A 13,555-nucleotide genomic window follows, 5' to 3' on the forward strand; every position below is an offset into this window, starting at 1 on the left:
AAATCCGCCACTGCGTTCGAAGCAGGAAAGCGGAGCATTTCGTCAAATGTGTGATGTTGAGCAAACATCGTGCTGTCATTCGTTTCAGTTCGTTTCGACAACTCGCGTAGTATAGCAGCATTCTTGAACCCTGTCAAATCACACGAAGCTGATCCACGAAGGACACGAAGGAACACGAAGCACGGAACCGCGAAGGACGCGAAGAGCGCAAAGGGCTATGGGCTATAGCTTTCTGACTTCTGACTTCTGACGTTGGCTTCATCCTTCATCCTTTTAGTTTTGCCTTTATAATAGCTTTGCCACAGCGATAGAAGGCGTGGAGCCTACGAGAGAACTAAGAATCTACTTCATACGAGATTGGGAGAAGCGCACATGTACGCCACGTATATGCACGAGTTGGCACGTTTTGTTGCGCAAACAAAGCTGGTTGCGACTGTTGCAGGTGCTGATGAAGCAACGCTCAGCGCGCTGGAACAACGCCGTGGCTATCAGTTGCCAGCCTGTTATCGCGCCTTTTTGCAAACCTTTGGCAATACCAACACCCACGGTTGGTTTGATGGCGATTATGCGGCCATCGGTCATTTTGATGATACGTTTGAAGTCATTCAAGATTTAATTACCGAAGGCTCAATTCCTTGGTTAGACGACCCGCTGATGCTGCCATTTACCCAACATGATGGCTCTGTTGTCTATTATCTTCGGCGTGATGATGGTGATGATCCAGCGGTTTTTTGCGTTATTTCAGACGATGAAACTACTCCGGCAGAATGCAGACAGCTTGCCCCAACTTTCTCGATTTGGCTGCGTGATAGTGCATTTGCTACGATCGAACGCCGACCATGGACCGAAGCCTACATTAATTATATTCGCCAACCTGATGGCACTGTTGAAGAACGCAGCAAGCTTGTAACGCAGCATATGCAGGAATATAGCAAGCTCTATGAGCATTTTAGCGCTCAATCGTATCAAACAGACATCCAAAATCAACAATTAACAGCTCCTTGGGATTTTGTAAGTGCTTGGGTGGCTATGTTTCGCCAAAGCTATCTCTACCAACGGATGCACCCATTGCACGTGCCGCTGCCTTTGCATTGGGTGCGGTTAACAGGAGAAGATTGATCAATGAAAAGGTTTTCAAGCAACAAACTGGGGGCAATTATTGGAATTGTGGGGATGCTCGTGGGCTGCGCATCCAACCAAACGGCTCTTTCGAATGCCAGCAATAGTAGCCCGACCACCCAACCAACAGAGCGTATATACCCAACCGCTTGGCCGACCTCAACGCCTTATATTCAAGTAAGCAGCGCAACAGCAAAGCCAATAGCAAAGCCAACAGCCTTGCCGAGCGACTGGCCGCTGCCACCAACCGCGCCAGTTTCAGTAACCGAATATGTCGATCTGCTGACCGATTTTGTCAATGCACAACCAAGCAATCGCGATCAATTAGGCGCGCTATTAACAGGATGGGCAGAACAAAGCCAATCAACCAACGCAGCTAAACTCATTGGCGAACAGTATCGCACTGTTGATTTGAATAATGATGCTCAAGCCGAAATTCTGATTACGCTGCCTGTTGGCTATCCAGATCTGCTCATCCTTTTAACTCTCGATGCGAATGGAGTTTATCAACCAAACTGGACATTATTAGCTGATCAAGCCAATGGCTATCGGATTTGGCTGGTGCGCGATCTGACGAATGATGGCATGCCAGAAATTGTTGTGCATACTGCTGGGTGTGGGGCACATACATGCTCTGAATCGATTAATATTGTGCAATGGCAAGCAGCGGAGTTTCATTCAATTTTAGAGCTGAGTGCAACCAATCCAACCATGAGTTGGGCTGATCTGACTGCTGATGGCACGCTGGAATTAATCGTTAACCGCGGCAAAGTTGGCTCAGATGGCGCGGGTATTCAGCGCAAGCAAACCGAAATTTATGCTTGGGATGGCGAGCGCTATACGCTTAGCTCAATCATGCCCGACCCAATTGATTCGCAGCATCCCTATTGGCTGTTGCTTGATGGATTTACAGCCTTGGCAAATGACGATAAGGTACTCGCTCAAACCTTATTCAGGGCTGCGGCCAATGCTCAAGCACCATTCCCAGCAATTGGAGTCGAGGGCAGTGAGCTTGAGTTGACTATCGCAATCGCCCGTTTTCAAGCGTTGTATACAGCCTTATTAGCGGGCGATGATGCAACAGCCCAAACTTTTTATGCTCAAACCCAACAGAGTGCTGCTGATGATAAACAATGGGCTTCGAAATTTATGTCAACTTATCAACAAACTGCCGATCTGCAAGCAGCATGCTCGGCAGCACAGGCCCAAGTTGAAGAGGATCAATATTTGACAGGGTTTAGCTATAAGCACCGTGCTTTGCCAATTCAATCGTTACTGTGTGGGCGCTTACCTTAATAAAGGAATACCACATGTTGCAGTCATTTCTAACCGCAGCACTTCGCGATGACCACTACATCCTTCAGATTGCGGTTGATTTTGTGCCAGCATTGGTCAAAACCCAACTCCAAGCTGTAGTCAAAACGTTGTTAGCGATCCTTGCACATCCCTATGCAGCTGATCCTGAACTAGAATGTATTGGACTTGGCGCAATTATGTTAAATCAGGAGAATTTAGCATTTGAATTATGTTTTATCAATGGCAGCTATGATGAATATCAACAGCATAAACGCATAAATTTCCTGTTTTATCTTTTGGCATTGGTCGATCAACAATTTCCACTCGATCACAGCCCGTTACCTCATAATTTGAGCCAATGGCTTGAGTATTATCCAAAAGAGTACACTGATTAATTGATAAAAAAGCCCCTGAGCATTGCATGCTGAGGGGCTACTGGATTTAGTTGAGCCACAAAGAGTATAAAAGGAATGGACTATAGGCTAGATATATTGGTTCATTGGATTGGCAATAAGGATTATTCCCTCACCCCCAGCCCCTCTCCCACTCAACGCGGGCGAGGGGAGCACCAATGTTCACCACCAATCATGCAAAAACCACGGCGTTAAAGCCCCTCGCCCATCGGATGGGCGAGGGGTTGGGGTGAGGGTATCAGGCGGTGGTTAACCTGATGTACCATTACAGCTATTAACTATCGGAACAATTGTTGTCATTTCAACTCAATTTCCGATAGCCAATAGCCTGTAGCCATATGCTCTATGTTCTATGTTCTCTGCTCTTCATCCCTCATACTTTAATTTAGGGTTTCGGCTGCTTGCCATTCGATTTTGAGCTTTTCGCGGAAAGCGAATTGTTCAAAATGTTCGTCCATAATGTGTTGGATGGTGGCGATCGCCTCGGGGGTTTCAGCATTGATTACAAAGGTTAGTTGCTCAGCTTCGGCGTGCATGGCACACGTGCCCATCGCAAAATAGGCCATGCCTTGCTGATCGTCGTATTCGACCTTGATTTTGTGGGCGTAGTGTTTGCACAGTTTTTTGATGTAGCTTGAGCCAAGTGCGGTTGGAATTGTTGCTTGTGATTGCATGATATGCTCCTTATAGAATAATAATTTATTGCTTATCAATGGTTCGCCTCCCTTCCGTCCCTCTGCCAGCGGGAGACGCAGCTTACAAGGGTAGGTTGTTAAGATCCCCTCACCCCAGCCCCCTCTCCCGTGGCGCGGGCGAGGGGCTTTAACAGCGTGGTTCTCCCCCAATTGAACCACGGATGCTCCCCCTCGCCCGCGTTCAGTGGGAGAGGGGGCTGGGGTGAGGGGACACGGTTGCCAATCCAATGAACTAGTACATCTATGTTCTATGTTCTCCCTCTCTCATCCTTCTAATTTTTCGATGCTGCGTTGCACACCAACGATAATTGGCGTACCACTCACAGGATCGGGAATTAATCGGCAGTGAACGCCATAGAGTTGATGAATTAATTCGGGCGTAACGATGGTTTTGGGTGCGCCAGCAGCGATAATTTTGCCAGTTCGCATGGCAATCAGATGATCAGCGTAGCGGCAAGCACTGGCTAAATCGTGCACGACCATCACCACAGTTTTGCCCTCGGCTGCTAATTGGCGAATCAGCTCGAAAACTTCGATTTGATGGCCAAGATCAAGCGCAGCGGTTGGCTCATCGAGCAGCAGCAATGGCGTAGCTTGGGCAAGCGCCATGGCAATCCAAGCCCGTTGGCGTTGGCCACCAGAAAGTGTGGTTAGCGGACGATCGGCCATGCTGCTCAGATCAGCAGTGGCAATTGCCTCGACGACCGCCTGTTGATCATCTTTTGACCATTGGCGCAATAAACCAGTATGCGGGTGGCGACCAAAACGCACCAAATCGGCAACAGTCATGCCATCGGGGGCAAACCCATCTTGGGGCAGCAATGCCAACGATTGCGCCATCTCACGCGGCGAAAGGCGGGCAATATCACGCCCATCGAGCAAAATCTGGCCCTGCTTAGCAGGATGCAATTTGGCCAGCCCTGCTAACAAGGTCGATTTGCCACAACCGTTTGGACCAATAATTGCCGTAACTTGGCCATGAGGAATTTCAGCATTCAGCTGGTCGATAATCGTTGTGCGTTGATAGCCCAAGACCAAATTTTGGGTTTGCAAAGCCGCTGGGGGAAAAACACTCATAATTGTTTGCCTCTAGGGGTTCGCAACAGGAACCATAATAAGTATGGGCCGCCAACCAAGGCGGTTACAATGCCCACGGGAATTTCAGTCGGGCTGAACAAGGTGCGCCCAAGCAAATCGGCGAGCATGGTAAAACATGCACCAGCCAAGGCCGCTGGCACAATCGGCACGGTGCGCGGGCCAGCCAAACGCCGACCCAATTCGGGCGCTGCCAACCCGATCATGCCAACCGGGCCGGCAACCGCAACCGCAAGCCCCGTCAAACTGCCAGCCAACAAAATCGTAAAGAAGCGCAGGCGATTGACCCGCACGCCCAAACTTTGGGCTACAGCGTCGGGCAAGCGCACCAAATTCAGGCGTTTGCCTACAATCACGGCCAGCGGCAGCATCACTACCACGCCCCAAGCCAGCAAGCTTACAACTACGCCCGAACGATTATTCAAACTGCCGACTGTCCAAGGAAAGGCCGTGTTAGCAGCGTCGATGGGTGCTCGCGCTAGCATCAAGTTAGTGGCAGCGCCGCAGATTGAGCCTAAGCCAAGCCCAGTAATCAGGAAACGATAGCCACGCGTGCCAGCCCCGCCACTCAAGGCAAAGGTTAATGAGAGCATCGTAATCGCGCCAGTTAATGCCATGGCCGAAGGGGCGAGGGTTGTGCTGACCGCCACGACTGAGGCAACCGCAAAGGCCGTTGCCGCATTATCGATCCCAATTGTGTCGGGGTTGGCCAGCCGATTACGGCTCAAGGTTTGCAACAAACAGCCAGCCATGCCCAAGGCAGCGCCAGCCATCCCACCGCCCAAAACCCGCGTCAGGCGTAAATCGCGCACAATAAAAATAGTTTTGGTTTCGCCTTGATTGAATAATGCAGCCAAAGCCTCAAACGGTGCAATTTTGACCGTGCCACTGCCAAGGCTTAGGCCAACCAAAACAATTGTGGCAAGCAGCAACAGCAAACTCGCCAGCCAAGCCCGCCGATCCAACAAGAGGCTGAAACGGCCAAAGCGCAGCACCCACAATCCTGCTGGCCGCCCATTAAATAGGATTGGTGCTGAAACATCGTGAGCAGCACTCGTTGTTGAGGTCATTGAAAGTCGATCCATGACGTTCTCCTAGAGTGCTGGCAAGCGTTGGCTACGCACAATTAATACCAAAATTGGCGCACCAATCAGGGCTGAAATCACGCCCAGCGGGGTTTCAGTAGGTCGGGCGACAATCCGCGAAAGCACATCAGCAAGCAAAACAAAACTTGGGCCAAGCAATACCGCTACAATCAAGGCGCGGCGAATATCTGGCCCGACAATCGCCCGTGCGGCAATCGGCACAACCAGCCCAACAAAGCCAATCGGGCCAGCCATAGCCGTGGCCGAGCCAACTAATAAGGCTACACTAATCATCACGCCTGTTCGCACTAATTTTGGGCGTTGGCCAAGCCCGCTGGCAACTTTTTCGCCCAAAGCGAGGGCTGCCAATGGCCGAGCCAACAGCAAGGCAACCGCCAAACCCAATAATAATACAGGAATCGCAGGCCGAATGCTGCTCAAGTTGCGGCCAGCAATCGCGCCAATCGTCCAAAAGCGCACTTCATCGGCAGTGCGTTGATCGGTCAAAAGAATCACCGATGAAACTGCTGCCAACATACTGCTCAAGGCCGCTCCGGCGAGCACCAAACGAATTGGATCATCGCCAAGGCCGCTCATTCGGGCTACGCCTAAGGCCACGCTACAGCCAAGCAACGCCCCAACAATTGCAATCCAAACTTGCAAATTATCAAGGCTCGCGCCAAGCGCAATTGAAATGACGACCGCCGTTGCTGAGCCAGCGCTTACGCCCAACAAGCCAGGTTCGGCCAAGGGATTGCGCGCCGCCGATTGCAAGAGCGCGCCAGCAGAGCCAAGCGCAACCCCGACAAAACAGCCAATAATGGTGCGTGGAACACGTAAATCAAGCACTGTCATACGCGCTTGATCATCGCCTGCGCCTTGGAGCACCGCCAGCACTTGCGCAAAGCCAATTGCGTTATCTGAGCCAACGCCGAGGCTCAATAAAACAACAATTGCCAGCAAGCCTAGGGCTGCCAGCACTCCAATGAGCATGCGTCGCGAGAGAAAAGTCGTAGCCATGTATCAGTTTCCCAATTTAAATGGGGCAAGAAGAACATAGAACATACTCACTATTTGGAGCACCAGAATAATTAGTGTAATCTGTGGCAACAAATAGCTTTTATATCCAATCCGATCCCCGATCCGCGACCCCTCGCTCTTCATTCTCCACCCTTCCGTCCCGCCAGCGGAAAACGGAAGGGCAGGTTTTTAAGATCCCCTCACCCCAACCCCTCGCCCGTTGGACGGGCGAGGGGCTTTAATGCCGTGGTTCTGCTGCACGACGTGGTAACAACGCGTGCTCCCCCTCGCCCGCGTGCAGTGGGCGAGGGGGCTGGGGGTGAGGGAACGTTCAACAGCAAACCAATCCCCAATCTACCTCTTCTTCGTGTCCTTCGCGTACTTCGCGGTTTCGAATCTCTAGTCTCTCAGCCTCAGTGATCGTTGGGAATCGCCGATCGAATCGATCCCCGATCCCCAACAAGGGATTTTCCACCCTTCCGTCCCGCCAGCGGGAAACGCAGGGGATTTTCATCCCCCTGCACCCCCTAATATTTACATTGAGGATTGTTTTTATTCAGCACAATCCCCAATATATGTACCTTTTACGGTTCCTCTCTCCTGAACCCTAAACCCTAGCCCCTGATCCCTTGCTTATTGGGCAGCAGGAACGTTGGCTACAATGTCGCTTAAGATGGCATCGGCGGCCAATGGGCCGAACGCGCTGCTCCAAAGTTGGGCATTGACAGCGACAACTTGCTTGGCTTTTTCGGCTTTCAATTGGCTGAATGCTGCTTGGCTGCGAGCACCAGCCAAAGCGGTGTCGCCTTCGGCGTTGAACGTGGCTACAAACAACCAATCAGTATCAACGGTTGCCAATTGTTCCAAGCTCAACACATCGGTGTGCGGTGCGTCGGTGCCTAAGTCGATTGAAACTTGGGGCAAGGTCAAGCCCAATTCTTCAATCAAAACAACAGCTGGCAACAAGCGACCCATCACCAATGGACCTTGGGGCATCCAGCGAATAACAGCGCCAGTTGTGCCTGCTTTGATTGCCAATTTGGTTTTGGCATCAACAACTTTGGCATCGAAATCTTTCAACCAAGCTTCGAGTTCGCTGGTTTTGCCCAACGCTGCGGCATATTCGCCAGCTGCATCTTTCCAAGCGCCGATGCCGTTGGTTGGCACGATGGTTGGAGCAATAGCGCTCAATTTTTTAAAGGTTTCTTCGTCGATGCGGTTGTGGGTCAAAATCAAATCGGGGGTTGCAGCAATCACTGCTTCGAAATTGATTTCGCCAGGGTTGCCGACGATTGCAATTCCAGGCACTTTAGCGGCGATGTATGGTGCAACGCCATCGGTCAAGCGTGAGCTAATGCCACCAACTGGGATAATGCCCAAGGCAACAGCGGTATCTAATGCGCCTTCATCAAGCGTAACCAACCGAGCAGGAGTCGCTGGCACTTCAACCTTGCCATAGCGGGTTTCAATGCTGCGCGTACCGCTAGCACTGGTTTCTGTGGTTGCTTCAGCGGTTGGGGCTTCGGTCGCTGCTGGAACTTCGGTTTCCGCTGGCACTTCGCTTCCTGGAGGAGGAATGGTTGCTGCTGAGGCTTCGGTTGCCGCAGGAGCCGTGGTTGCAGTTGGAGCGGCGGTTGAGCCACAAGCAGCCAAGGTTACAAGCGCGAGCAAGGCCAATAACGAACGAAACCGAACTGAAAGGGATGTCATTGGTGTAATTCCTTCGTATGCTAAAAACTTAGCGTATACCAATACTAGTCTGGCGTAAATCGGGTGCAGGCAGTAAGCCCGTTCGAATACACCGCTCAAGATAGCCAAAGAAGCGCTCGCGGTCGATCACAGGCACGGCGATGCCATGCGCTGCCAGCGTTTGCAGCAAGCGTTTGTTTTCAATCGTCCCAATTGCACTTGGCAGTTCCCCGCCATCAGCCTGACGATCAAAGAAGGTCAGGGTGGCCTGACTCATCGCGTCGGCGGCAGTACGCAAGGATTGATACCATTGCTCAACACTGCACAGTTGCACAGCATAGCCATAATCAGCCACCCAGCTTAATAGTTGGCTAAAGCTCAGCGGCGCGCTTGGGGCAAGATTATACACCCGCACACCACGATGATTATGGCTTAGTTGAACGATTGTCTGGGCAGCAAAATCAACTGGATTCCAGATTTCCTCGACAGGCAGGCTGGGCAATAAGCCACGTGGCACACCTGCTTGGACAATCCGCCAGAATAAATCATCTTGATTGACGAAATTGCTTTGAACTGGGCCAACAACCCGGCCCAAGCGATAGACCGCCACCGGCAAACCACGGGTCGCTGCTTGTTCGAGCAAGCGTTCGGCAACCCATTTGCTTTGGCTATAGCCATCGCGCAGGCCAGCATGTGCCGCCACAAAATCTTCGGGCACACGATGGATCACGCTTTGCGGTGGCGAAACCGCCAACGTCGAAACGTAATGCACCGGCGTGCAACGCACCGCTGCCAAGCGCACAATTTCGCTGGTCGCGTTGACGTTGACCGCCCGCAAGCTGCTATATTCGCGTACCACACTGACGACTGCTGCATTGTGATAAATCAAATCGCAGCGGTCAATCAAGCCTTGCCATTGCTGATCATCAAGCCCAAATTGGGGCTTAGCCAAATCGCCTTGCCAGGCTTCAACCCGCTCAGCAAGCTGGTCGGTTGTTAATTCGTAGTGCTGCAAACTTGCTTGCAAACGCTCAAATGCCGCCGCGCTCGAATCCGCCCGCACCAAGCAAATCACTTTAGCAGTAGTTGTGTTGAGCAATTCGGCCAACAGATGCGCGCCAACAAATCCAGTTACCCCAGTCAAGAGCACGGTTTGAATTGGTCGAGGCTGGGCGGCAAGTTGCTTGGGCACAATCTGCTCAGACAAGTTGGCATCGCTCAAAAATTGCGGCGCTGCCTCGCTTGTTTGCGCAAATTCAGGGTCGAGCGCTTGCGCCAAGCCGGCAATCGTGGGATAGCGAAAGATCAAGGCGGCGGTTACTTCGCGGCCCAAGGCAATGCCCAAACGATTAGCAACCTGAATTGTTTGCAACGATTGACCGCCCAACGCGAAGAAATCAGCCTCGTCGCTTAATTCAGTTTGGCCCAACACTTCGGCCCAAACTTGGCGAATTAATCCTGCGCTATCGTTCGCTGAAGCAGCGGCCACGATTGGCGTTGGTGCTAAAGCCGCAACAGCCTTGCGATCAATCTTGCCTGCGCTGCTACGCGGCAAGCGTTCGACAATCCTAATTGCTGCTGGCACAACCGCCGCAGGCAGATGCTTGCTGGCGTGATTGCGCAATTCAGCCACGCTCAACGCCGCATCGCTAACCACAACCGCCGCAAACAGGCGCTTGCTGACATTGCCTAACTGCTGGCCAATCACAGCTACTTCGCGCACCGCTGTATGCCGCAAAAAGACCGATTCAATCTCGGCGGGCGTAACTCGCTGACCGCTAATTTTAAATTCATCGTCGTTGCGACCCACAAACTGCAACTCATCATCCAGCAAGCGCACCCGATCGCCAGTGCGATAGGCTCGCGGAGCGTTCGGCAATTGGCTGAGTTGGCCAAAATTCAGCGCATCCAAATCGGGGCGTTGATAGTAGCCCGTTGCCAAGCCATTACCCAGCAAATACAAATCGCCAACGTCGCCAGTAAAAATCGGTTGCTGGTCACTACCTAAAATCGCCGCTTGCACGCCAGCCAACGGACGACCAATCGTAATTGGTTGGTTGGGGTTGCTCAATTCGGCGACGGTTGCGACCACCGTTGCCTCGGTTGGGCCATAGGTGTTGAATAAACGGACGCTTGGTGCAACCACGTTCAACCAGCCACGAACACGCTCTGGCAGCGCTGCCTCGCCGCCGATAATCACCACCCGCAGGCATTCGGGCAATTGCACCGCGCCTTGGGCCACGCTATCAGCTAATTCATGCCAAAAAGCGGTGGGCAAATCGAGCACGCTAATAGCATGCTCTTGGCAAGCCGCCACAAAACGCTGCAACGATTCGAGCATGGCATCGTTGCGCAGCACCAAGGTTGCACCTTGGCACAACGTGACAAACATTTCTTCGACGCTGGCATCAAAAGCAAACGGCGCAAATTGCAACACCCGATCATATTCGGTTATTGCGTAGCGCTCTGCCGCCGCTTGCACAAACCCAGCCAAAGCCTGGTGGCTAATCACCACACCTTTTGGCTCACCAGTCGAGCCAGAGGTATACATGATGTAGGCAGGTTGGCTCAAATCGACCCGTGCCTCGAACCATGCATTCGATTTGCCAAGCTGCTCTACCAGAACCACATTCGGCAGATCAAAAGCTTGTTGGGCCAAGACCAAGGCTGGTTGTGCTTGGGCAACGACACTCGCCAAGCGGCTTTGCGGCCATTGCGGGTCAAGTGGCAGATAGGCCGCACCACAACAGAGCGTGGCCAAAATAGCCACAATTGCCTCGCGGCTGCGCGGCAAGGCCATGCCAACCACGCTACCAGCAGTTACGCCACGCTGCACCAATTGGCCAGCCCAAGCATGAACTTGGCTCGCTAATTCGGCATAATTCAATTGCTCAGTGTCAGTAACCAAAGCCAAGGCATATGGTTGTTGTTTGGCGTTGCTCAAAATCTGCTCAATCACGCTGGTCAATGGCAAGCGCAATTCGCCGCCATCAAGCACCATCGGCGCTGGCAACACGTGGTGCTCAGCCACAGTTTTGGTTGGCTCTTGCAGCCAAACATTTAATAGTTGTTGAATCGCAGCAAAATGATACTCCAGCGCTGCTTGACTATAGCAAGCAGGATTGGCCTCAAGCGTCAGATATAGCTGATTGCCCCGCAAAATCACGTTGAAAGCCAAATCTTCGACTGGGCCAGCTGTAAGCGTGGTGCTCTGGGCTTGGCACGCGCCAAAATTCAGCGGGTGATCGAAGGGCATAATATTGACAACTGGGCCGAATAAACGCCGCCCAGCGCCGACAAAGCCCAAATCGCGGCGCAACTGTTCGTAGCGATAGCGGCCATGCTTGCGGAAGGCGTTGCGTTCAGCGGCAACCACCGCAGTCAATTGGCCAAAATCGTGGTCGGCAGCAACATTGAGGCATAGCGGCACAATATTCATCGCCATACACGGCACGCGCAACGCCACTGAACCCAAACGGCTCATCAAGGGCATGCCCAAAACAACACTCGCACTGTTGTTCCAGCGGGCAAGATAGGCCGCTACCACCGCCATCAAGGCATCAGGCCACGTGCTGCGGCTTGGTTTGGCAATTGTGGTTAATTGTTCGATCAAATCGCTGGCCAAGGCGGTGCTTAAACGAATACTGCGCGGTTGCGATAAGCCAGTTTGCTGAGTCAAGCTAACGATCTGCGGATTTGAGGCAAAGCGATTGACCCAAAATTCGTGATCAAGCGTGGCTTGAATCGAGGCTTGATAGGCTTGATCTTCAGCAATCACTGGGGCTAATGCACCAAAGCTTGGGCTTAACGCGGCCTTGGTTTGCAACGCCGAATAGATTTCGGCCACGCGCTTGGTCAACAAAGCAAAACTATAGCCATCCAAGGCAATGTGATGCGCCCGCAAATACCATAAAACCTGATCATCGGCAAGCTGGAAAATCGCTGTTTTGAACAACGGCCCAGTTGCGAGATCAACCACATTGCTCAAATCGGCCTGCATCCACGCCAAGGCTTGGGCTTCAGCATCGGGCTGATCGCGCAAATCGTGCAACACCAAATCGATCGGCTGTGGCTCAATTACTGCATACGGTTGCCCATCTTCAACGCCAAAACGCAAATGCAGGGTTTCGGCTTCGGCAAAGGCTTGCGTAATTGCCGCAGTTAAATCGGCTAGCTCAACTGCGCCGCGCAAGCTCACATATTCTGCTGTGTTATACAGCGGACTACTCGGATCAAGCTGTTGACCCAGCCAAATGCCATGTTGTGCCGCCGATAGCGCCAGCTTAGCCATGCGTTTGCTCCAGATTTTGAGCGGCGAAACGGCGTTGCCACCATTCGGCCAAGGTTGGGGTTTCGGCCAATTCTGCAAAGCCAACTTCGCAGCCAGCCGCCCGCCAGCGTTCAGCCAAAGTCATCAAGCGCACTGAATCCAAGCCCCAATCGAGCAAGTTGTCATCAGGACCAATGCTCTCAACATCATCAAGCAAATCGTGCAATTCGCTACGCAACTGGTTGTAGCCCAATTCGCGCACCAATTGCTCGGTCGTGGTGACCACAGCGCAACGGCCAGCGGCATATTGCAAGGCCATGCGATGCTCATCAAGGCTAAAATCGGCGACTGCATCGGCCACAAAAAATGGCTGAATATCTTGCATAAAGGCATCGCAGGCGGTCAACAAACAGCCAAGATGAGCATAAACGCCACACACAATTAGCTGATCGCGGCCTGCTTCACGCAACAATTCACGCAATGGCGTGCGCTGAAAGGCGCTATAGCGCCATTTCGTAATCACCTGATCGCCATCACGCGGCGCGAGTTGGGCGACAATCTCTGGCGGAGTGCCAGTGCTCAAGCCTTTGCCCCAAAATGTGCTCAACAAGCCGCGATCTTCGGGCGCTTGGTCGCCTGGTTGGGCCGAATAAAAGACCGGAATGCCCAAGGCATGAGCTTGATCGCGCAATGTTGCAATCGAACGCAACACGCTGCTGATTGGCTCCTCGCCAGCAGGAAACGCATCGATGAAATAATTCTGCAAATCGTGAATCAACAAGGCGACGCGCTGCGGCTCGGCGGCCCAATTTGCGCGGTTGGTTGGTAATTCAGTTGGAATTGCATAAGCTGTAATTGATGGTAACGCCATGG

Annotated in this window: 10 protein-coding genes; 3 read left to right on the forward strand and 7 right to left on the reverse strand. The window is 52.4% G+C overall.

Going from position 1 to position 13,555, the window contains the following annotated elements:
• Positions 1-372: 372 nt before the first annotated feature.
• The 3 genes from ACFMKP_RS24445 to ACFMKP_RS24455 are packed head-to-tail and all read left to right on the forward strand — an operon-like array spanning position 373 to position 2,810.
• Positions 373-1,119, forward strand: coding sequence for an SMI1/KNR4 family protein (locus tag ACFMKP_RS24445; protein ID WP_382296375.1), 747 nt, complete (start codon positions 373-375; stop codon positions 1,117-1,119).
• Positions 1,120-1,122: 3 nt separating this feature from the next.
• Complete coding sequence (locus tag ACFMKP_RS24450) at positions 1,123-2,415, forward strand: hypothetical protein (RefSeq protein ID WP_382296378.1); 1,293 nt, start codon at positions 1,123-1,125, stop codon at positions 2,413-2,415.
• Between the two features lie 14 nt (positions 2,416-2,429).
• The gene (locus ACFMKP_RS24455) at positions 2,430-2,810 is read left to right on the forward strand and encodes a hypothetical protein (RefSeq protein ID WP_382296381.1); all 381 of its coding nucleotides are present in this window, start codon (positions 2,430-2,432) and stop codon (positions 2,808-2,810) included.
• A 398-nt stretch (positions 2,811-3,208) separates the two neighbouring features.
• Here the strand turns inward: ACFMKP_RS24455 and ACFMKP_RS24460 are convergent, their stop codons facing one another.
• The 7 genes from ACFMKP_RS24460 to ACFMKP_RS24490 all read right to left on the reverse strand — a co-directional run bounded on the left by ACFMKP_RS24460 (position 3,209) and on the right by ACFMKP_RS24490 (position 13,553).
• Entirely contained in the window at positions 3,209-3,502 is a 294-nt protein-coding gene (locus ACFMKP_RS24460) for a DUF2218 domain-containing protein (protein WP_382296384.1), read from the reverse strand.
• A 285-nt stretch (positions 3,503-3,787) separates the two neighbouring features.
• Positions 3,788-4,600: an ABC transporter ATP-binding protein gene (locus tag ACFMKP_RS24465; protein ID WP_382296386.1), complete on the reverse strand. Its 813-nt coding sequence runs from the start codon at positions 4,598-4,600 to the stop codon at positions 3,788-3,790.
• On the reverse strand, positions 4,597-5,703 hold the full coding sequence (locus ACFMKP_RS24470; protein ID WP_382296388.1) for a FecCD family ABC transporter permease: 1,107 nt from the start codon (positions 5,701-5,703) through the stop codon (positions 4,597-4,599). The genes ACFMKP_RS24465 and ACFMKP_RS24470 overlap by 4 nt, the downstream gene beginning before the upstream one ends.
• Before the next feature lie 9 nt (positions 5,704-5,712).
• Entirely contained in the window at positions 5,713-6,723 is a 1,011-nt protein-coding gene (locus tag ACFMKP_RS24475; protein ID WP_382296391.1) for a FecCD family ABC transporter permease, read from the reverse strand.
• Positions 6,724-7,356: 633 nt separating this feature from the next.
• Entirely contained in the window at positions 7,357-8,433 is a 1,077-nt protein-coding gene (locus ACFMKP_RS24480; protein ID WP_382296394.1) for an ABC transporter substrate-binding protein, read from the reverse strand.
• Positions 8,434-8,461: 28 nt separating this feature from the next.
• Positions 8,462-12,703, reverse strand: a complete 4,242-nt coding sequence (locus ACFMKP_RS24485) for an amino acid adenylation domain-containing protein (RefSeq protein ID WP_382296397.1) — start codon at positions 12,701-12,703, stop codon at positions 8,462-8,464.
• The gene (locus tag ACFMKP_RS24490; RefSeq protein ID WP_382296399.1) at positions 12,696-13,553 is read right to left on the reverse strand and encodes an isochorismatase family protein; all 858 of its coding nucleotides are present in this window, start codon (positions 13,551-13,553) and stop codon (positions 12,696-12,698) included. Before ACFMKP_RS24490 ends, ACFMKP_RS24485 begins: the two co-directional genes overlap by 8 nt.
• Positions 13,554-13,555: the final 2 nt, after the last annotated feature.

Origin of the sequence: Herpetosiphon sp. NSE202, from assembly GCF_042688385.1 — a bacterium.
Taxonomy (GTDB): domain Bacteria; phylum Chloroflexota; class Chloroflexia; order Chloroflexales; family Herpetosiphonaceae; genus Herpetosiphon.